15 protein-coding genes, 1 pseudogene and 1 riboswitch are annotated in these 19,526 nt (G+C 45.1%); of the genes and pseudogenes, 5 read left to right on the forward strand and 11 right to left on the reverse strand.

What is annotated here, in order from left to right; all coding sequences use genetic code 11:
• Positions 1-94: 94 nt before the first annotated feature.
• A riboswitch (purine riboswitch) is annotated at positions 95-196 on the reverse strand.
• A gap of 190 nt (positions 197-386) precedes the next feature.
• Positions 387-1,101 (reverse strand): annotated as a pseudogene (locus tag ACFQV5_RS07270) (sulfite exporter TauE/SafE family protein).
• A gap of 207 nt (positions 1,102-1,308) precedes the next feature.
• Between ACFQV5_RS07270 and ACFQV5_RS07275 the strand changes: the two are divergent.
• From ACFQV5_RS07275 to gdhA, 3 genes are all read left to right on the forward strand, one after another.
• Positions 1,309-1,620 carry an antibiotic biosynthesis monooxygenase gene (locus ACFQV5_RS07275; RefSeq protein WP_379245139.1) on the forward strand — a complete coding sequence of 104 codons (312 nt, stop codon included), beginning with the start codon at positions 1,309-1,311 and terminating at the stop codon, positions 1,618-1,620.
• A 295-nt stretch (positions 1,621-1,915) separates the two neighbouring features.
• Entirely contained in the window at positions 1,916-2,047 is a 132-nt protein-coding gene (locus ACFQV5_RS07280; protein ID WP_379245141.1) for a DUF4023 family protein, read from the forward strand.
• 189 nt (positions 2,048-2,236) lie between these two features.
• Complete coding sequence (gdhA, locus tag ACFQV5_RS07285) at positions 2,237-3,607, forward strand: NADP-specific glutamate dehydrogenase (protein ID WP_379245142.1); 1,371 nt, start codon at positions 2,237-2,239, stop codon at positions 3,605-3,607.
• A gap of 291 nt (positions 3,608-3,898) precedes the next feature.
• Here the strand turns inward: gdhA and ACFQV5_RS07290 are convergent, their stop codons facing one another.
• The 4 genes from ACFQV5_RS07290 to ACFQV5_RS07305 all read right to left on the reverse strand — a co-directional run bounded on the left by ACFQV5_RS07290 (position 3,899) and on the right by ACFQV5_RS07305 (position 6,866).
• Positions 3,899-4,852: a 1,4-dihydroxy-2-naphthoate polyprenyltransferase gene (locus ACFQV5_RS07290; RefSeq protein WP_379245144.1), complete on the reverse strand. Its 954-nt coding sequence runs from the start codon at positions 4,850-4,852 to the stop codon at positions 3,899-3,901.
• A 163-nt stretch (positions 4,853-5,015) separates the two neighbouring features.
• On the reverse strand, positions 5,016-5,540 hold the full coding sequence (locus ACFQV5_RS07295) for a DoxX family membrane protein (RefSeq protein WP_379245678.1): 525 nt from the start codon (positions 5,538-5,540) through the stop codon (positions 5,016-5,018).
• Between the two features lie 204 nt (positions 5,541-5,744).
• Positions 5,745-6,659, reverse strand: a complete 915-nt coding sequence (gene cysK / locus ACFQV5_RS07300) for a cysteine synthase A (RefSeq protein ID WP_379245146.1) — start codon at positions 6,657-6,659, stop codon at positions 5,745-5,747.
• A gap of 75 nt (positions 6,660-6,734) precedes the next feature.
• Complete coding sequence (locus ACFQV5_RS07305; RefSeq protein ID WP_379245148.1) at positions 6,735-6,866, reverse strand: hypothetical protein; 132 nt, start codon at positions 6,864-6,866, stop codon at positions 6,735-6,737.
• Positions 6,867-6,912: 46 nt separating this feature from the next.
• Between ACFQV5_RS07305 and ACFQV5_RS07310 the strand changes: the two genes are divergently transcribed.
• Positions 6,913-7,776 (forward strand): lipoate--protein ligase family protein, encoded by an 864-nt coding sequence (locus ACFQV5_RS07310; RefSeq protein WP_379245150.1) that lies wholly within the window; start codon positions 6,913-6,915, stop codon positions 7,774-7,776.
• Between the two features lie 72 nt (positions 7,777-7,848).
• The gene (locus tag ACFQV5_RS07315) at positions 7,849-10,137 is read left to right on the forward strand and encodes a helix-turn-helix domain-containing protein (protein ID WP_379245152.1); all 2,289 of its coding nucleotides are present in this window, start codon (positions 7,849-7,851) and stop codon (positions 10,135-10,137) included.
• A gap of 107 nt (positions 10,138-10,244) precedes the next feature.
• On the opposite strand, the gene ACFQV5_RS07320 is transcribed toward ACFQV5_RS07315, so the two are convergent.
• The 6 genes from ACFQV5_RS07320 to ACFQV5_RS07345 all read right to left on the reverse strand — a co-directional run bounded on the left by ACFQV5_RS07320 (position 10,245) and on the right by ACFQV5_RS07345 (position 19,499).
• Entirely contained in the window at positions 10,245-11,279 is a 1,035-nt protein-coding gene (locus tag ACFQV5_RS07320) for a glycoside hydrolase family 18 protein (protein WP_379245157.1), read from the reverse strand.
• Positions 11,280-11,285: 6 nt separating this feature from the next.
• A complete protein-coding gene (locus tag ACFQV5_RS07325) occupies positions 11,286-13,919 on the reverse strand; it encodes a transglutaminase domain-containing protein (protein ID WP_379245159.1) in 2,634 nt (877 codons plus the stop codon).
• Between the two features lie 7 nt (positions 13,920-13,926).
• Entirely contained in the window at positions 13,927-14,949 is a 1,023-nt protein-coding gene (locus ACFQV5_RS07330; RefSeq protein ID WP_379245161.1) for a carbohydrate-binding family 9-like protein, read from the reverse strand.
• Between the two features lie 37 nt (positions 14,950-14,986).
• Positions 14,987-16,276 carry an alpha-L-fucosidase gene (locus tag ACFQV5_RS07335; protein WP_379245163.1) on the reverse strand — a complete coding sequence of 430 codons (1,290 nt, stop codon included), beginning with the start codon at positions 16,274-16,276 and terminating at the stop codon, positions 14,987-14,989.
• Between the two features lie 69 nt (positions 16,277-16,345).
• Complete coding sequence (locus tag ACFQV5_RS07340) at positions 16,346-17,734, reverse strand: alpha-L-fucosidase (protein ID WP_379245165.1); 1,389 nt, start codon at positions 17,732-17,734, stop codon at positions 16,346-16,348.
• A 166-nt stretch (positions 17,735-17,900) separates the two neighbouring features.
• Positions 17,901-19,499, reverse strand: coding sequence for an extracellular solute-binding protein (locus ACFQV5_RS07345; protein WP_379245167.1), 1,599 nt, complete (start codon positions 19,497-19,499; stop codon positions 17,901-17,903).
• Positions 19,500-19,526: the final 27 nt, after the last annotated feature.

A 19,526-nucleotide genomic window follows, 5' to 3' on the forward strand; every position in this document is an offset into this window, starting at 1 on the left:
CGACGTTACATAAAATAGAGAGACTATCCTTACATGATATAGAAAAGACACAGCACTTGATCCTTCGATCCTGCTATCTATTTTCAAATAATGTTCGTTCTCTCATCTTTTATGTAGTCAGGTCATTTACGGTAACCTGGTAGAGACGCCTGAGCCTTATTCTCAAGCATATACATAAAACATGTTTTTCATTGTTTGTAAGCATTATAATCAATTGAACTCGGAAGTCAATAGAATGAAATAATGTACCAATAGCGGATATGATTGAAAACAAAATTACAGATACATGATACATATAAAAAGACTGCGATGACTATGCACAGGACGAATACCGCAGAGACCAAGGATGAACGTTTCATCGCCTGATATTTATTTCGATGTTGAACTCAAGCTCCCAGCAATAAATATGTTCCTGTACTCATTAATAATACATAGGTAAACACTCTAAAAACTCGCTGGTTAAGCCGTTTGAACACCATCTGGCCGACCAATAAGCCAATAAACACGATTGGAATGGCGTATAGACTAGATTTCCACACCGTTGGATTCGTTCCGCTAATAGCGATTTGACTCAGCAAGCTAACAAGATAAATAAAGAGGTAAAAGGCTAAGGTAGTTCCCCGCAGCTTCTCTTTTTCCGTAGCCGTGCCTGTAAAATTACAGCAGAAGCGGTGGACCTGGCATGCCGATACTTGTTGTTAAAGCCCCGGACAAGCCTCCAACGATGAAATCCCGAAATGGTGTTGGCTTCAGCTTAAAATTACACATAAGTAATAAGGTTAGGATAACCAATAATATGCCAAGGCCGAGCTTTAAAGCATCGATATTCATCGTCATAAAAATAAACACACCAAAAGGTATGCCAACAACACTGCCGACAACCACTCTTTTGAGGAGGTTAAACTCAATATCTCGTCGTATCTTCCATATGAGTGATGTCGATATGATTAACGATAGAATAATGTTGATTTGGATGGCTTCATTCGGCAGGAATATCATAAGCAAGAAAGGTGTCGCCATAATAGAGAAGCCAAAGCCTGTACTTACTTGAAGGATAGAGGCCAGTAATACAATCGCTGCAAAAGCGAACGTCGTTCCCATAAACATCCCTTCTGATCCCTCCTGACTGATCTGACTACATCCTTTTATTCTATCATTTATTTAAAATGTACACGCTATATCACTTCATTCCTCACAAGATGAAATCACCAGCACCACTAAGGTATAATGGACTAGCAATACTATCCCATCTTCAACTGATATACCGGCCAAAGCAAGGCCGGACTCAGAGCCTAAGGAGGAACAAACATGCTGGTCGTAACGAATTCAATCAAAGTCAAACCAGGTCATGGCAAGGAACTGTCTGAGCGATTCGCCCAGGCGAAGGGCGTACAGGAAATGCCGGGGTTCGTCCGAATGGAAGTATGGCATGAAGCCAAGGAAGGCGCTGAAACGGAGGAGCTCAAGATCTGTACCGTATGGGAGAACGAAGAAGCATTTAAAGGCTGGACTTCCAGCGAATCCTTCCGTCAATCTCACCGCGGAGGCGGCAGTGAATACATTTTGGGCGCATCCCTGAATAAATATGAGTTATTGGTCAGTAACCCACCACTAAATTAACCCTTAACAAACCCGTGAGAAGCCCAGGCTTTTCGCGGGTTTGTTGTTCATAGAGGCGTTGCCGATTTAGCAATTTATCCAATACTTAATTAGTACTTTCTGACTTAATTTTCACAAATAGAGCGCTATCATCACTCTTTTTTCATCACTCGATAGGAAAGTTTTATGACTGGTGTAAACTTCATGTGAAGATTACATATTAATTCAAAACATCAATACAAATTTACGTCTTGGGAAATAGTAAATATGAACGTCTAAGATCCTAAACATACCCAATTTTAAGGAGGTTTTTAATGTGGACAGCACCCACGAGTTCGTCAAAAAAATGAAAGATAATGCTGAAAAAGCCCGTCACAACAAGGAAAATAACGGCAAGGGATCCCCGAACTCCAAATTGCCGACTAAACAGCACGGTACAAATAAGTAATAAAATGAATGGACAAGACAGCGATCCCTTGGATCGCTTTTTTTGCATTAAATGTATACTTTCTGAAAGCATTTTTTAGGTAAAAATGTATAAATAATTATCCAAGATGTATAAAGTTTAACTTGCAAGGACTCTGAATATTTGATAAATACAACATAATACATATTTATGAGAGAGGTGGACCTGTACATGAATCTTACTGCACAACAATCGCAAGAAGCGGTATCCTACGTCCAATCCATATTCGAAACTGTACAAAAGCGTAACCCGAATGAGTCTGAATTCCACCAGGCCGTAAAAGAAATTCTGGATTCCCTTGTTCCAATCCTCACGAAGTATCCGAAATACCAGAATGCCGGCATTTTGGAAAGACTCGTTGAACCAGAACGTGTCATCACCTTCCGTGTTCCTTGGGTTGACGATCAAGGTAAAGTTCAGGTAAACCGCGGTTACCGTGTTCAGTTCAACAGTGCTATCGGTCCGTACAAAGGCGGTCTCCGTTTCCACCCTTCCGTTAATGTCAGCATCATTAAATTCCTCGGTTTTGAACAGACTTTTAAAAACTCCCTAACAGGTCTTCCTATCGGTGGCGGTAAAGGCGGCTCCGACTTCGACCCTAAAGGCAAATCCGATAATGAAATCATGCGCTTTACTCAAAGTTTTATGACAGAGCTTTATAAATACATTGGACCAGACACTGACGTTCCTGCTGGTGATATTGGTGTAGGTGCACGTGAAATCGGCTTTATGTTTGGTCAATACAAACGTATCCGTGGCGGTAATGAAGCAGGAGTATTAACAGGTAAATCCATTCAATACGGCGGAAGCTTGGGACGTCCTGAAGCTACAGGTTATGGCTGTGTGTATTTTGTAGAAGAAATGCTGAAATCCAAAGACATGAGCTTTGAAGGTCAGACCGTTGTTGTATCCGGATCTGGTAACGTATCTATCCACGCCATTGAAAAAGCACATCAGCTCGGTGCTAAAGTGGTAGCATGTAGTGATTCCAACGGTTATGTATATGATCCTGAAGGTATTTGCCTTGAAACCGTGCGTCGTCTGAAAGAGGTAGAAAGAAAACGGATCAGTGAGTATGCAAATGAACATCCACGTGCAACTTACACTGAAGGCTGGCAAGGTATTTGGACCATTCCTTGTGACATCGCTCTTCCATGTGCTACGCAAAACGAAATTGACGAAGCATCCGCTGCCATCCTCGTGTCCAATGGTGTGAAAGCGATCGGTGAAGGTGCTAACATGCCTTCCACATTAGAAGCCATTGATCTCTTCCTGAAGAACGATGTATTGTTCGGACCTGCGAAAGCAGCAAATGCTGGCGGTGTTGCTGTATCTGCACTGGAAATGTCCCAAAACTCGATGAGATTGTCTTGGACTTTTGAAGAAGTAGACAACAGACTTCACCTCATCATGAAAAATATTTACGAGAGCAGCGTGCAAGCAGCTGAAGAATTCGAAAGCCCTGGTAACCTCGTTGTAGGTGCTAACATTGCTGGTTTCCGTAAAGTAGCCGATGCTATGCTCGCTCAAGGTATTGTTTAAACCACTCTTTGATTTCTGATTGAATGTACATCTTCATGCTTAAGAGACAAACATTTCGGTTCATCTCCTGTACTCTTTGGTTTCAGATTGTAGGCAAAGTCTAACGGAAGCTGATAAACACATCAGGTAAAGCCTTTTCCATCATCTTCTGTTTGACTTTGTCATCAGCCTGAGACCTGGCAGTGCAAGGAATGGCTGACGTGTTGATCCAAGAAGGATGATACAACAAAAGCCTTCGTTTCATTTATGAGACGAGGGCTTTTGTATATCTTGCGTTATTTTTTTGAATAACTAGATGCCCATCAAGAGCACTGCAATGCCAAGAGCGGCAATCCTTGCTGTGTTCATCAACACGAAGTTCTGGACAGCAGCTATAAACGTTGTTTTTTTCGATGGATTGGCAATGAATTTCTTTATGTTTTTATGAACTGGAATAATGGTTAGGAGAATGAGCAGTATAACGATTGGATTGATTTTAAGAATCAGCAGAACAATAACATCCACGTAGGCCAGAAAATACATGATACGGAACAGCACGAGCGCGTTTGGACGGCCGATATAAACGGGGAGTGTATAACGCTTATTCTCGATGTCTTCCTCCACATCACAAATGTTGTTCGCCAGCATAATGTTAGCAATACCTAAAATCGCCGGAATCGAAATACTGAACAACAGAATGACCTCCAGCAGATTGACTTGAAGATTGACCATTCCGCCTGTTAATGTCAGGCTTGCGAGCTGGTTTCCATCCAGATGAATCCACGTTGAGATAAAGATGATTACAAATCCCATAAACAGACCCGAAAACAACTCGCCCAGCGGCATCCGCGAAATCGGTATCGGCCCAAAAGAATACAGAATACCTACTGCGAAAGACAGCCCGCCTAGCAGTAAGATGAGAAGCCCCGTATCCAGAAACAAGACAATCCCAGTACTGAAAGCAATCAACAGCAGGGTAACAATCACGGTAACTACCGTCGATTCCTTTAATTTAAAGTGCACGATTGCATTATGGTATTCATAACCGAACCCTTGGGTTTTGATCGCTTTTTTATAGTCATAGTAGTTATTAATCGCTGTAGTCGCCATATCAAATGACAGCAAAGAGGCAAGCATGAGCAAGAAGTGATAACCGTTAAACTGCTGAAAACGGAATAGCGCATACATCGATCCGATCAAAAAAGGAATCATGCTCGCTACCTTCGTCTGAATTTCCACCAATCTAAAAAACGGTTTGATCCCCATCTCCAACCACCTCTCTGCTTAAAATTATCTAAAATTAGAATATATTATATTTGATCTTTCGGCTGTGGGAATTGTTACTGACAAGACAGTAAACACCCTTCAGACAGGCCGCATCCGCGTGTTCTCCTATCCAAAGGGTGTTCTAATGTTCTTTATTTATTCTTTATATTTTCGCAGTTAACTCTTCCGATTTACGGTTTCGCCTGCTCCAAGGTGTGCCCAATAACGGCAATGCCCAGCGATCCAGACCATACCAGCCTGCTACTTTCCATGCTAACACAAGCCATGTCGCCAGAATGAACAGCAGCGGATTGGTACTCACTGTACCGGCAAATAGGAAGCTCGCATTCATAAGACCACCAAAGAAGGCCGCAATACCTGTCAGGAGACCAAGAATAAGTCCCAGTCCGACTAATACTTCCCCGAATGCCACCATAAATGAGAAGAGTTTCGCATTAGGCAGTACAAAATTCTCCAGAAAAGAGGCGTACCAGCCGGCAACATCTTTACCTTCTTCCGCCTTGGCAAGCGATCCTTTAACAAAACCTTGAATTGCGGCTCCAGCCTGCTCTCCTGTCCAAGCGTCAGATTGCACTTTTTTTATACCTGCTGTCAGCCATTCATATCCTAAATAAAGACGCACAATTAGCCAGATCCATGCTGAACGTGTACTGCTGAACAGAAACATCGATACTGGATTCTCAGGTACTACCACATACTGACCATCTTTTAAATCTCGTCTCGCCAAATTCATCATCTCCAATCTTATCAATGGTAATATAAGGTCATCATTTTAGATTTAACCATTTAATCAGATGGGATACAATCCTAAAATTCAAATAACATCGATTTGAAGTGATTATTTGTCGAAGACAAGTAATATAAACACGTTTTAAAAAATATCCATGCTCAAATATCTTTCACCCGTATCCGGTGCAATGCACACTACTCGCTTTCCCGCACCCAGCTTCTCGGCTACACGAATAGCAGCAAATACGGAAGCACCAGACGAGGGACCGACTAGAATGCCTTCTTTTCGCGCTAGATCACGTACCGTCTGCAGCGCTTCATCATCCGCAATCTTTATAATCTCATCGTATATTTCCGTATTCAAAATATTCGGTACAAAGCCGGGACTCGTACCTACCAGCTTATGCGGACCAGGCACTCCGCCTGACAGCACTGGTGACCCCAGCGGCTCTACTACAGCGATGTGAAGCTCAGGCAGATGTTTACGCAGCTCCTCCCCGGTGCCGGTAATTGTCCCCCCTGTTCCCGCTGTAGCAACAAAAGCATCAAGGCGGCCCTCCATCTGCTGTAGTATCTCTGGTGCTGTCGTTATACGGTGAATGTCCGGATTCGCATGATTCTCAAACTGCTGCGGAATGAAGGCTCCAGGAATTTGCTCTTTAAGCTCTAAAGCTTTAGCAATAGAGCCGGGCATCCGCTCACTGCTTGGCGTCAGGACAACTTCCGCTCCGTAAGCTTTAAGAATATTTATGCGTTCCTTCGACATATTATCAGGCATCACCAAAATCGCTCGGTATCCCTTGGCTGCCGCAATCATCGCTAGACCGATCCCCGTATTGCCACTTGTCGGCTCGATAATCGTACCTCCCGGCTTAAGGTGACCTCGCTTCTCGGCGGTATCAATCAAATTAAAAGCAGCCCGGTCCTTCACACTACCGGAAGGATTGAACATTTCCAACTTCACATACACTTCGGCCGCTCCTTCAGGCACGATGCGCTGTAGCCGAACTACAGGTGTTCCACCGATCAAATCTACAATATTATCGTATATCTCCATGGTGTTCTCCTTTTGTTAAAGCAGAATAATTCCTGTTAAAACAAATCCGATAAACTTACTAGGATTATAAAAAGATTACCAGCTGTTGTCAATGCACTTCTCTGGAGTTTTATAGGAGAAAAATCTCATTTTCACTCTCTTTATGGTATTCTGTACATATTCAAGGTTTAGCAGGGTAGCAGCCGTCACTTCATTCGATTTCTGCACGGCTACAGCTACCTGCCGGATTTTATTAAAGGAGGCTTCCTTTGTAATGACTACAGCTCCTCATCTACTCGAAGGGACAGGCCCAATACTGCTATTGGATAACAGTCAAAATTTAAATGAGCCCGATGTACTTTACGCCTTCGCTTTGGACGAGCTGCTATGCCGGCTAACAGGACGCGGCGGTCTAGCAATCTGCCACATATGGCGCCATCCTCGTGCGTTTGTGATGGGAGTACGTGACAGCAGATTGCCCAATGCTTTAGAGTCTGAGCAGCAGCTGCGCGATCTTGGCTATGATACAGCCACTCGGCACTCCGGCGGTGCAGCCGTTCCGCTTGATCCAGGTGTTGTGAATCTGTCACTCATCCTACCGCTCGGAGACCAGCCGAACCATCAAAACTTCCACCAAGATTTCGAGATCATGGTTCTGTTGATCCGAGAAGCACTCAAAGATACAGGATATACGGTGGACACTGGTGAAATTGCTGGTGCATTCTGCCCCGGCGCATTTGACTTGAGCATTGATGGACGAAAATTTTGCGGAATTGCTCAGCGGAGACAGAATAAATCTTTCATCATTCAGGCATTTATTATCGCGGAAGGCTCCGGCGCCGAACGTGCCCGTCTTGTTCGCAGATTCTATGACAAGGCTGCTGCACAGGCAGACCCAGCTGATTATCCAACAGTTCATCCGGAATCCACAGCAAGCCTTGAGGAATTAGCTGATCTTGGCCCTGACGCGGTCTCTGTGTTCACAAACGCCATCAAAAAAGTCATCCGGGAGTGGCAGACAGCCATGGATCCTGCAGAAATTACTTCCGCTGCTTCCAAGCTGCAGCTGCCTTCCCCAGAAGAAATACGCGATATGGCGCATTCCCTTCGCCAGCGCTATAAACGTGAATCACATTGATTTCGGAAAACGTTTACCTTACAATTTTGATAGGCTAACATCGCGATAGCGAGCACCATAGGGGGGTCATCTATGAAATGGAGTCATTTCAAGTCTAAGCTACTGCTAAAGTACACACTATCCTACATTGCCATTTTCCTCATTCCGCTCGTTATCATGACCGTATTTATTTATTTAAACGCTGCCAAGACGCTGCGCTCTGAAATTGAACAGACGAACATCAATCAGCTTACACAAGCCAAAGTCGTCATTGATGAACGGATGAGAGGGCTGCAGGAGATGGCAACTCGCATCGCTTACGATGAACAGCTTACGCGATATTTGGTTCATCATCCGTACTATAGCCGTGAAGCGATCGGAGCACTGGCTAAATACAAAGCGACCAGCTCCATCGTAGACCAAATCTTCCTGTTCTTTCGCGGGGATGACGTTATTTACTCCGCCCAAGGTATGGAGGGGCTTGATGTATTCACCAAAAGGTATAAGTTCGATACTTGGGATAAGACAGATTTGATTCGGGATTTAAATGCAGTTCTTACCCCAACTATGCGCCCCGCGGAGCAAGTCGACCAAGGAACTCAGACGCAAACATCCATGCTGGCCTATCTTGTACCGATTACGCCGAATAGCCCTAATGCACATGGAACAGTTATGTACCTAATTCATGAGTCCAATTTGAACGGATTAATCAATTCGATTCTGGGCAATTATCAAGGGATGACTTATATTTTTGACAATAACGGACAGGTGCTTGCTAGCAATTATAGTGGTGAATCGATTACAGATACGGACATTGCTTCCTTGTACAAGCTCACACCAGGAACGCATAGTCTCTATCTGAACCAAGAATCGTATTCCGTTGTATCCGTCAAGTCAGACACAGGCTGGACTTATATAACCGCTATGCCGAGCCACCAGTTTTTTAGTCGCCTTGTCCATATACAAACTCTTATCTTTCTAGTTTTTTCTTTGATTGTCGCAATGGGGACAATTCTAGCAATCATGCTGGCCCGGAAGCAGTATCATCCGATTTCCGACTTGATGGAATTTGTCCAATTAAAAACCAATAACGGATCTTCTTCAGATAATAATGAACTCGAATGGATCAAAAAAACACTTTCTGACTACAGCCAGCGTATAGATCTCCAGGAACCCTATGCTCGTAATCATATTTTGCTAATTATGTTGAAGCACGGCCATACGGAAGAACTCTCACCCGAGTTCAAAGAGACGCTTGGCATACGGTTTAACCGGACACACTATTTTGTTGTTTATATGGGATGGGAAGCTGAAGCTGTCCAAAACGGTGATATTTCGGAACGAGCGCCTATCATGCACCTAATGAATGATGTTGAGCTGCCGAAGTTTTCTGCCCATGTCTATGGGGTCGAGCTTCCTCAGCCCGATCGGTTAGCGCTCATTGTAGGATTTGATGCTGTTACCGGAGATGACACCCAGCTGCATGCATTTATGGAAAGCATCGTTGAAGCGCTCCGCACGATGGTTATAGAACAAGGGGGTATATCTCCCGCCATCGGTGCAGGTACTCGTTACAGCCACTCAACACAACTGAATCAATCTTATATTGAGGCCACGACCGCATTCGAAGTATCAATGCTTCATGGTCAGGGCAGTACTACATTCTTCAACAAACTATCCAAAACACAGGATCAAGATGCTACGTTTTGGGTACCGCAAGACGTTCTGCTAAAACTTGTTCAAAGTCTGAAGCAAGGTAGCTATGATGTAGCCGCTCAGACGATATCCACTGCACTGAACAGCTTGAAGACGGAAAAACCCAATGTACCCCTTCTTCGCTGTATTTGTTTCGATATTCTGAATACGATGCTAAAAACAGCTTCCGAGCTTGGTATTCACCATATCGTGAATCAAATTCCGCAGGTCACTACCTTTGACTCTTTAGAAGATTTAGAGAAAAGGCTCATCACTCTTGCCGCAGACATCTGTGCTCAAGTTAAAGCTAAGAGTGAAAATGAAGAAAGTTCATTAATGGATCAGATTGTGGCCTTTATTGACGATCATTTCACCGATTATGACTTAAGCTTAGCAACGATCTCGTCCAAGTACTCCATATCCACTTCTTATTTCAGCCGCTCTTTTAAAGAAAAGATGGGGATTAACTTCTCACAATATATATGGCAAAAACGGATGGATGAGGTCATTAGGCAGCTTCTGCATACAAATGACCCTCTAAAAGATATCATTACACGCGTCGGTTATCTGGACACACCCAACTTCATTCGTAAATTCAAAAAAGAACAAGGTTGTACACCCGGTCAATATCGTAAAATGCATAGTCAGGACGGAGATTCCTCTCCCTTCGATGATGAAGAGGAATAAGGGCATTTATATATCTTCTTAAGAAATACAAAGAACCAACTCCCCACGATATATTGAAATGGGGAGTTGGTTCTTTTCTATTAAAGCACTAAGGATATGTATATGGGTTAGCCGTGAAGCCCTTGATGCATAGCTTCGAGCAAACGATATGTTCTGTCACAGCCGTACTCCCAGAACATAGCCCCTGCAAGACCCTCAGCTTTCACATAATCGCATTTACACTGAATGGACTCTTCATCATCGTAGGAAATGAGGCTAGATCCATTGAATAGGTATGGAGCTTTAGCTTCATCATCCCAATAACGAACATAACCATTCTTATTAATATAGTTCGCGTATAACTCCGTAAAGTCTGGGCCATAACCGCCAGTCGTACCCGCCATTTGATGAAGACCATGATTGCGGTCGGGAACCTGATTCCATACACGGGAGTAGAATGCCACTCCAATCACAATTTTCTCCTTCGGTACACCTGCACGGATGAACAGGTTCACCGAAGCCTCAACACTGATACGGAACAGATCACCCGTCGATGTATGCAAGTTGGTATGGTGCCCTGTGAGAACCTGGAACCCTCCGCGCATATCATAGGTCATCAACTGGACGAAATCCAAATACTTCTGAACCTGATCCATCTCTGTACCGTCTACGTAGTATTGATCCGCGCCTGCCGCAATCGTAAGCAGATAATGACGTCCATCTTGAGCGCCTTTTGCGTCCAAAGCTTCACGGATCGTTTTGAGGAGCAGTGTGAAATTTTGTTTGTCATTTGGGCTGGACGCTATTTCAGCCTCGCCATAGCATGGATACTCCCAATCCAGATCGATCCCGTCAAAAGGCACATCGTTTAGAATCTGCACAGCCGAAGCCGCCATGCTATTTCTTCCTTCCTCTGTGGATGCCGCTTCAGAGAATCCTCCAGCACTCCATCCTCCTACAGATAACAGTATCGTAAGCTCTGGATGTTCTGACTTTATCTTTGCAATCGAATCTTTATTCTTCAGATGCTCTATTGTAATTGCATCGCTGTGCACATGTCCGAAGGCAACATTAATATGTGTGAATTTTGATAACTGATCTTGTGTCATCTCCGGAAGGTGTCGATCAGATACATAACCAGCGGCAATATATTTTTTTGTCATTCCATCTCACTCCGATTCTTGGGGTCGCTTAAACACACCAGATAAAATTTGTAATGCTTCCTTTACGGTACCAATCTTGTACCCGGATGAGGTATACCTTATTTGATCCAAGCCGTCCAGCACAAAGAGATGTGGGAATCCCGCTTCATGTGCTGGTGATTTCGATATGAAATCAGGTACGGATGCATAGGATGAATCTCGTACAAAGATCGTTCGTGCCGGCAGCTTCGGATAATTGGCGGGATTGAATGAAGCTGTCCATTCCGAGTCTCCGATGATCAGAACAATGGGTACTCCCAGCTTATCCAGAGGCTCAGCCAGTTCGCTAAGTTCACGGAATATATGCTTGGTTGGTTCCCTCTCCGGCTCGATCCATGCGGTTATGGCTCCCTCTTCTAGAATAAGATCTCCCAGTGTTACCTTGCTTCCATCCAATTGCTGATGCAAGCTACTGCGATCTAACTTACCCAGAACTGGGATTTCTGTCATCGTTTCGCGATAAGTCAGCGTAACCTCCGTTTGTTCGCCAGCACGTACGGTGAAATACGTAAAGCGTACTCTTACTGTCCCATCCTTCAACCGTATGCCCGAAGTTAAACGATAGGCCCCCGGCTCCACCTCAAACGTCTCATCATAGACATCTTTTTTACCATGTGGGTAAACCAGTGTCTTATAAGTTCCATCTTCAAGACGGGCAAAGGAGAAATTCTCATAATAGGATGCTGCCGGCGTATCCTCTGTAGCTTTCGGATCAAGAAGCAATCTTAGCGTTCCACTCGTCACGTTCTCTTCTGGTATAGAAGTAGTCAACGTAAATATCGCATCTACCCAGCTTCCATTTTTCAAATACTGTGGCTTCTGCTCGCTCGGGTGCAGACGTGCCGGAATACCCAAGCTGCGGCATACCGCCACAAATAGAATATCGAGGGACACCTTATCTCCCATCTTCAGACGGTATGTACCCAGCGGATTACCTTTCCCCTTCAGGTTAGGGAGGTCCTCCCATATTCTATACCCCTGCTCTAGTTTGGCAGCAAGCTCTGCAGGATTTGACTTAAATGCCTCGTTCTCTGAGGCACTAAAAGCATGTTGGAAAAAATGTCTGTATGGAACAATCATTTCATACAGCACGCGTGGACATAGAATGTAATTAGCGAATACATCCTCTGGACAATCTCCGCGCTGTGCCAGAGCACCGATCAGATGATCATCAAGCGCAGGCTGGAACGTATCGGTTAAATCTTTCTCATTCAGGGTCTCCAGCAATTTTAAAGGCCACTCCCCAAATTCACCGGAACGTTCCTGAAGGAAACGTGCGATTTCCTTGCTATTTCCACGAGCCTTGCGAAGCACATCCCATACGCGATCGGACGGCAGTCCTGCTGCCTGAGCGATCTGGGACGCTTCTTCCTCGCTCATAAATGTACTTTCATAGCCAGTCCGTATTTTTGTCCCTTCTTCAAGACGCCCGTTATGCTGCTGAACCTTATCCTGTGAGAGCGCCTCTACCGATTCTCCTTCACGCTCTGGAGGAGGAACCAAATCGAAATCGACCACTCCTACCGGCTGCTCTGAAGTGTCCAGTACAATCTCAAATGACTCGCGATCAGCTACCGTGACTTTCATCTCGCCCCATTGACCGTCTTTCACAGCGCGAACCAACAAATCTCCATAACCGGTCTTGAACGAAGCTACTCCATACTCATTCGTCGGCAGAATAGCGATTGGGTAAAGCTCAGCCATATTGTACAATTCGAACCGAACCTCAGCCCCGCTCACTGGCTCTCCTAGACCATCCTTCACCGTAACATGAATAGTACGTGTCGGAGCATAATTCTCCATCAAATTGATTTCTGTAAACCATTCTTCCGAAAGGGTAATGTCCTCAGGTCCCGGATAATCCGCAAAAATGCGTGTGTTAATCAGCATTCCTCGTCTCGCAGGTGGACTGAACCACCCTTGATTAAGTCTCGCTTCCGGTTCACAAGCGCCAAAGTAATACCACTTGCCGTCAGCCCATGCTTCTACCCAAGCATGATTATCGTCACAATGGGCCCAGCGCGGCGTATAAACCTGGCGAGCAGGGATACCTATACTACGCAGAGCGGCAACGGCCAACGTGGATTCCTCACCGCACCGTCCTCTCGCATTGCGCATCATCCCAAGCGGTGACATCGTCCGCAGATCGCTTCCGATGTATGTCGCCTTCTCATGACACCAATAGTTCGTCTCTAGAATAGCCTCAGCCATCGACAAATGTGACGTCCGCTTAGACAGTTCCTCATTCATAATCCCGCGGTGGTCTTCGATATTCTCCGTATTCACCCGGTAAGGAAGCACGAAATGCAGGAATAAATGGTCTGGCACACGCTCTCCCCAAGGCATCTGCTTGCGAATCGCAAGCGTCTGACGGACATGGCTTAAGAACAACGCCCCATCATAGTCAGCCATATCATTAATCGGCATATATGCAAATAAGTATTTTAAGGCCCAGGTCTCTTCCTCAGTTAATTCCTCTTGAAAAATATCAAACAGCTCGTGCTTACGTGCTTCAGCGACAGCCTTCTTCTTAAGAAACTTCTGATCGATCAGTTCAAGCATATGTGAGTCCAAAGAAAATACAGAGGTCTGTATCGTCACTTTGCCTTCACTCCTTCCATAGCTTTCCGTCTTCCCGAATACAGATTACACCTGTACCGTCCGAGGCCTTGGCTGTGATCTGAAACAGGCTTCTAGTCGTTTCAATCATTGGATCAATGATCCACTCGTCTTCACCCATGAGCTTCGTCTTATCGGTCGTAAACGATCCATTTGCTTCGAAGTAATTACGCTGACGATAATAGAGCTTACGCAGTTCCCACTTGATCTGCTCATCCTTAGGCAGTTCAAATGTGGCTGGAGTATCGTCTTCTGCAAATACGACATAACCCCACAGCTCTGGATAATGCATGTTGATAATACCCATCGGTGACCACACCCAATTGTCTTCCGGATATGGTCTTCCTGTTTCCGGATTCAATACTTTACGATACTGGCCATCATGAACTTCTGTCTGCCATTCTACACGGGAGAAGTTAACGCGCCAGAACTCACCTGTTACAGGTGGCCGGCCCTCAGCTGCACATTCTCGCAGACTGGACCAAGGAATCGCTACCTCAACGCTCCACTTCCGGTTATCTGCATCCGGGCGGTTCAGTTCGCCGTCGATATGTACAGCTGTTTTCAAACCGTTAATATCCCAGCCATTCACCGCGGGACCGCCGTCACGATACGGCTTAACCAGAAGCAGATCCCACACCGTGTTCAGTGCATTAATCTCAAACTCGTAATATTGGTGTGTATCCCCGTCGGGATCAATAAATATCTCAAAGTCTTTGTCATTGAAAATAACAGAGTCCCGCTCAGTGAGCGTCGCCCAAATCTGATCCTCAATCATCTCTGCCGCAAAATAAAAATACTCCTCATCCCACAGCATTTTAACCCGGGTCTGCTTCGTTGGTTTTGGACGAAGATCGCCTTCGATATCCACGAAGTCGTCTGTCCAATCCGCCGCTTCCCAGAATGTCTTGTCCACTCGGCCATCTAATACAAGCGGCCCCCCAGCACGTCTGCAAATATAATGTTTAGGAGCATATTCAATATTCGGCTCCGGTACTCCACTTCTGTTCATTGTTTTACCCCGCTTCGTTAATGATCGTTAGTCTTTGTTAGTTATGGGTTACAACAGCTCCCGAACCCCCATACATCTCCAGTTCTTCGTCGAACTCCAGCTTTAAGACGGTTACCTGTTCGTGTGTATCCTCAGGGGTCATGTGAATCCATGTCGTTCCTGGAATATTGAACCAAGGTACGCCGCCATGAATTTCATGAGTAAGCTCTTTGCCTGAATGAAGAACCGTAATCTTCTTAATCGGATTACATAATCCTTTAAGGCATACATTCTCTTTCGGAGCATCATATACAAATAAGTATAATGTCTTCTTGTCCTCGGAAAGTGTGCTGCCTCCCAAGTAATAACGGGTCATGATACCTTCACCTGTACCAAAGACAGCTTCTTCATGCGTCCGAATCCAATCACCCAGTCCAAGCAGAATATCCTCCTGCCGCTTATCAATCGTTCCATCCTCACGAGGTCCGATATCCAGCAGCATATTGCCGCCCATGGAGATACAATCACAGAACATCCGAATAATCTGGTTTAATGATTTATACTTATTATCGGTTGGCACATAGCCCCACGATGAGTTAATGGTCGTACAGAATTCCCAAGGCCCCTCGGGTCTCGTGATTGGAATCCCTTGCTCCGGCGTCTTATAATCACCATGACCCTGAAGGCGTGAGTTGATCATAATATCTGGGTTGAAAGATTGTAGATAATGCTTGAACTCCGGCAAGTTCCATTGCTCGGCGCTCCTCTCCCAGTCGCCATCGAACCATAACAGATCCACTTTGCCATAGTTGGTTAAAATCTCACGCAGCTGATTGTTGTTAAACTCAAGGAACTTCTTCCATCTCTCTTCATCCTGCACACCATCTACAGGACTCGAATGCGGGTTCACTTTGCTCAAATCATCAGGGACCTTCCCACCTTCAAACACGCTTGGATAGTCCGGATGCGACCAGTCAATGAGCGAGAAGTACATTCCAAGATGAATTCCCCGTTTTGTAATCGCTTCTGCATATTCCTTGATAATATCCCTTTTAGCTGGTGTCTTCTTAACTACATTTAAATCGCTGTACTGCGTGTCCCACAAGGCTACACCATCATGGTGCTTTGTTGTAAGTACTGCATATTTAGCGCCTGACTTCTCTATTAAATCAGCCCACTGATCGGCATCAAATTTCGATGCGGTAAAGCCGTCCAGCTGCTTCATATATTCATCGTAAGGAATTCTTCCGTTATAGAAGGACCATGATTCCGCCACTCCATCAACTGCATATATACCATAGTGAATAAAGATCCCTAGCTTTGCGTTTTCAAACCACTTTTGTGACATATGATCTAGCACACTCCTCTAGTATCAGCTCTAGTTATTGTCAATCATGAATACGCTTTCTACTCCTTTTTACTGAATACGAAATACATGGGCTATCGGAGCTGATAATTGTCGTTCTTGCTCCGGAAGACGGACAGCAATCCCATTTTCTGTACGCGAGAAATCTAGCATATCCTGACCGCCTACGAGATCGATGCGGCTAAAATCAATCTGAATTGGTAGATGCAGTTCCTCTGGGACCGTCTCATTCTCATCCTTGTAGAGGTAAAAAGCATACACCTTGTCGTCTTTTTTAGTGAATTGAATATTTCCTACAGAGTACGGCTCACAGACACGAGTTCCATAAATGGCCTCGCCATGTACGTTCAGCCATGCGCCCATGCCCTTAATCCGGGAAATAGCTGTCTTGGATATTCTTCCGTCGGGCTGTGGACCTACGTTCAGTGCTAAGTTCCCGCCTTTAGCTACAATTTCCACCAGGAGGTGAATCAACTGACGCACCGACTTATAGTTGTCCTCATAACGGAATGAGAACGCTGATCCCATCGTGATACAACTTTCCCATGGCACATGAAGCGCGTGCTCAGGTAAGGTCTGCTCCGGTGTGATTAGATTCTCGTAAGGACCCCCGACCGTACGATCTGCTGAGAGAAGCCAAGGCTGAATTTTGCGGGCCTGATCCACTACTTCACCAAGTCTGATATTCTGATCGCGATAATCGTTTACCCATCCAGCATCAAGCCACAGTACATCAATTCGGCCATAATTCGTCATGAGCTCCATGATCTGTTCGTGGGTGAACTTTACAAACTGTTCCCATAGCCAAGGATATTCCTTCGGATCATATGTCGGACCACGAGATGTAAAGGTGCCAGGCTGCATCCCCGGTGCCCAATAATACGGCGTATGCCAATCCGCTTTGGAGAAGTACGCAGAAATGCCAAGCCCTCTCGCACGGAATGCATCAAACAGCTGTTTCGTAATATCTGCATACTTATGGGTGTGGAACGGGCAGTCCGGTCCTGTAACACGGTAATCGGTCGTGTGCGTATCCCACATGCAGAACCCGTCATGGTGCTTGGTCGTGAAGTTCAAATATTTGAACCCATTCTCAGCAGCCAGGTCCGCCCACAAATCAGGCTGAAAGCGAAGCGGATTGAATGTCTTATTCAGCGCAAAATACTGCCGTTTCAGCTCCTCCGCATCGATATCCCAATCGATCTCGTTCCGGGACCATTCCTCATCCTTGTCACTGAGCGCCCATGATTCAACAAGACCGAGCTGAGAATAAGGTCCCCAGTGCATCATCAAGCCCAGCTTTTGATCTTGAAACCACTCCAGACGCTCAAGCAGCAGCGGGTCCTCCGGTTTAACCCATTCTTTCTCGCTACTGTAATTATGAACTCCTTGCTCAATGAATGTCTCCTGCTCTTCACTCACCAGCTTGCTGTCACTCATTTGTGCACCTCCACTTTTTATTATTCGACGGAATTCTCCATTTGCCTTGTAAAAATATGAATTCATTCTTGTATGTATTCATATAAATTGAGGATAATGACAATAGCCAACCTCCGGTCACGAAGGTCCGGGATGTGTTGGCTATTGTTTTTAGGCAGATATTTATTTATTTCTCAGTGTTCCAACGATCGTATGCACCTTGATAAAGTTCAACGAGGCGGTCAGCACCCATCTTCTTCAGTTGAGATGCATACTTGTCCCAGTTCGAAAGCGGCTCTTGGCCTGTAATGAACTTCGCTTCCATCTGCTGAACATACGTATTCAAATCGGACATGAGGGCACTTGCTTCACTCTGTTCTTCATTTGTAAGATACACATTAGGGAACGGAGCCTTCGCGATCGGTACAAGCTTCTCTTCATTTTCTTTATTAATCCATTCATCGAAATCGGACTGGAGACCTTTTGTCACTTCTGGATCATTGATACCTGGTGTCAGGATACCGTAGTTCGGCGTCATTTTACCCCGATATTCTTCACGATCAACACCGCCTGGTACTGGAAGCCATTCCTTCACATGGTTCTCTTTATCTTTATACTTCCAAAGTGTGTTCTCTGGTCCTTGATTGAACAGGGTAGATCCTTCATAACTGTAAAGATAGTCGATCCAACGCATTGTAGCTTCAGGCGCAGGGTTCTTGCTCGTAATGGCAAATGTACCGTTCGATGATATCCCTGGATGCTTACCATAAACCGGAGAACCTTCAATTTCACTCTTCACCGGTGTCATCATCGGATTATCAGAGCTTGGCTCGCCCCCGAGCGTAAAGTATGGATAGTAGTCGCTGAACAGCGCAACCTGGTTCTTTTGCCCTTTAGACTTTTTCTGATCCGATGTCTGAGAGAAGGTTTCGTGATCTAGTAGATCTTCCTTCCATAGACGATTCATGAATGTGAGATAACCTTTATATCCCTCTTCTTGAGGAGAATAGTGTACTTTACCATCATTGTCGGAATAGATTTTCTCGTCATACATTCCCCAGAAGCCGAAGAAGTACATACGGAGATCGTCCAGTTTTACGGAAGTCAGTGGAATTTCATCCTTCTGTCCGTTTCCATTCGGGTCTTCCTCTTTTACACGCTTCAAGAACGTATACAATTCCTCGGTTGTCTTTGGTTCTTCCACATTAAGCGCCTTCAAAAACTCACCGTTATACCACATCGGACCACGGTACCAAACCGCTGCAGCATCAATAAAAGGTAGCGCATACATATGACCGTCAGGAGTCGTAAATGACTTCCGAATATCAGGGTTCTCATCTAAGATTTTCTTCAGGTTCGGTGCATAACCCTCGTCAATGTATTTTTCCAATGGGATAAGTACGCCTTGAGTACCATAAGTTACTTGCTCAGCAGGTTTCAGATCCGCTGCATAGAACATATCTGGCACATCGCCACTTGCAAATACGAGATTCTTCTTCGTTTCAAAACTATCAATTGGTGAGAGTTGATATTCTAGCTTGATGCCTGTTAATTTCTCCATCTCTTGTAATACGGGCATCTTATTCCAATCGGCTATACCAGCATCCTGTGACATAACCTTTAGCGTAATTGGCTGCTCAACGATTGGAAAGCCTTCTTTCTTAACCTCTACCGCGCCGGTAGCGCCGGAAGAGCCGCCTTCGCCTTTTGAACCACAGGCCGCCAGTATGCTAGCTGATAGTGTGAGGCAGAGTAATATGGATGATGCCTTGCGAAGCTTATTCATGACAACAACTCCCCTTGTTTAATGTTT

Origin of the sequence: Paenibacillus sp. GCM10028914 (genome assembly GCF_042666275.1) — a bacterium.
Classification (GTDB): domain Bacteria; phylum Bacillota; class Bacilli; order Paenibacillales; family Paenibacillaceae; genus Paenibacillus_AQ.

What these genes read in the sequence shown, in the direction of transcription:
- ACFQV5_RS07295 (WP_379245678.1), bottom strand. Translation starts at nt 5,540, where the DNA reads ATGTTTCTGTTCAGCAGTACACGTTCAGCATGGATCTGGCTAATTGTG.
- ACFQV5_RS07310 (WP_379245150.1), top strand. Translation starts at nt 6,913, where the DNA reads ATGACTACAGCTCCTCATCTACTCGAAGGGACAGGCCCAATACTGCTA.
- ACFQV5_RS07290 (WP_379245144.1), bottom strand. Translation starts at nt 4,852, where the DNA reads ATGGGGATCAAACCGTTTTTTAGATTGGTGGAAATTCAGACGAAGGTA.
- ACFQV5_RS07275 (WP_379245139.1), top strand. Translation starts at nt 1,309, where the DNA reads ATGCTGGTCGTAACGAATTCAATCAAAGTCAAACCAGGTCATGGCAAG.
- ACFQV5_RS07335 (WP_379245163.1), bottom strand. Translation starts at nt 16,276, where the DNA reads ATGTCACAAAAGTGGTTTGAAAACGCAAAGCTAGGGATCTTTATTCAC.
- gdhA (WP_379245142.1), top strand. Translation starts at nt 2,237, where the DNA reads ATGAATCTTACTGCACAACAATCGCAAGAAGCGGTATCCTACGTCCAA.
- ACFQV5_RS07320 (WP_379245157.1), bottom strand. Translation starts at nt 11,279, where the DNA reads ATGACAAAAAAATATATTGCCGCTGGTTATGTATCTGATCGACACCTT.
- ACFQV5_RS07345 (WP_379245167.1), bottom strand. Translation starts at nt 19,499, where the DNA reads ATGAATAAGCTTCGCAAGGCATCATCCATATTACTCTGCCTCACACTA.
- ACFQV5_RS07340 (WP_379245165.1), bottom strand. Translation starts at nt 17,734, where the DNA reads ATGAGTGACAGCAAGCTGGTGAGTGAAGAGCAGGAGACATTCATTGAG.
- ACFQV5_RS07315 (WP_379245152.1), top strand. Translation starts at nt 7,849, where the DNA reads ATGAAATGGAGTCATTTCAAGTCTAAGCTACTGCTAAAGTACACACTA.
- ACFQV5_RS07330 (WP_379245161.1), bottom strand. Translation starts at nt 14,949, where the DNA reads ATGAACAGAAGTGGAGTACCGGAGCCGAATATTGAATATGCTCCTAAA.
- cysK (WP_379245146.1), bottom strand. Translation starts at nt 6,659, where the DNA reads ATGGAGATATACGATAATATTGTAGATTTGATCGGTGGAACACCTGTA.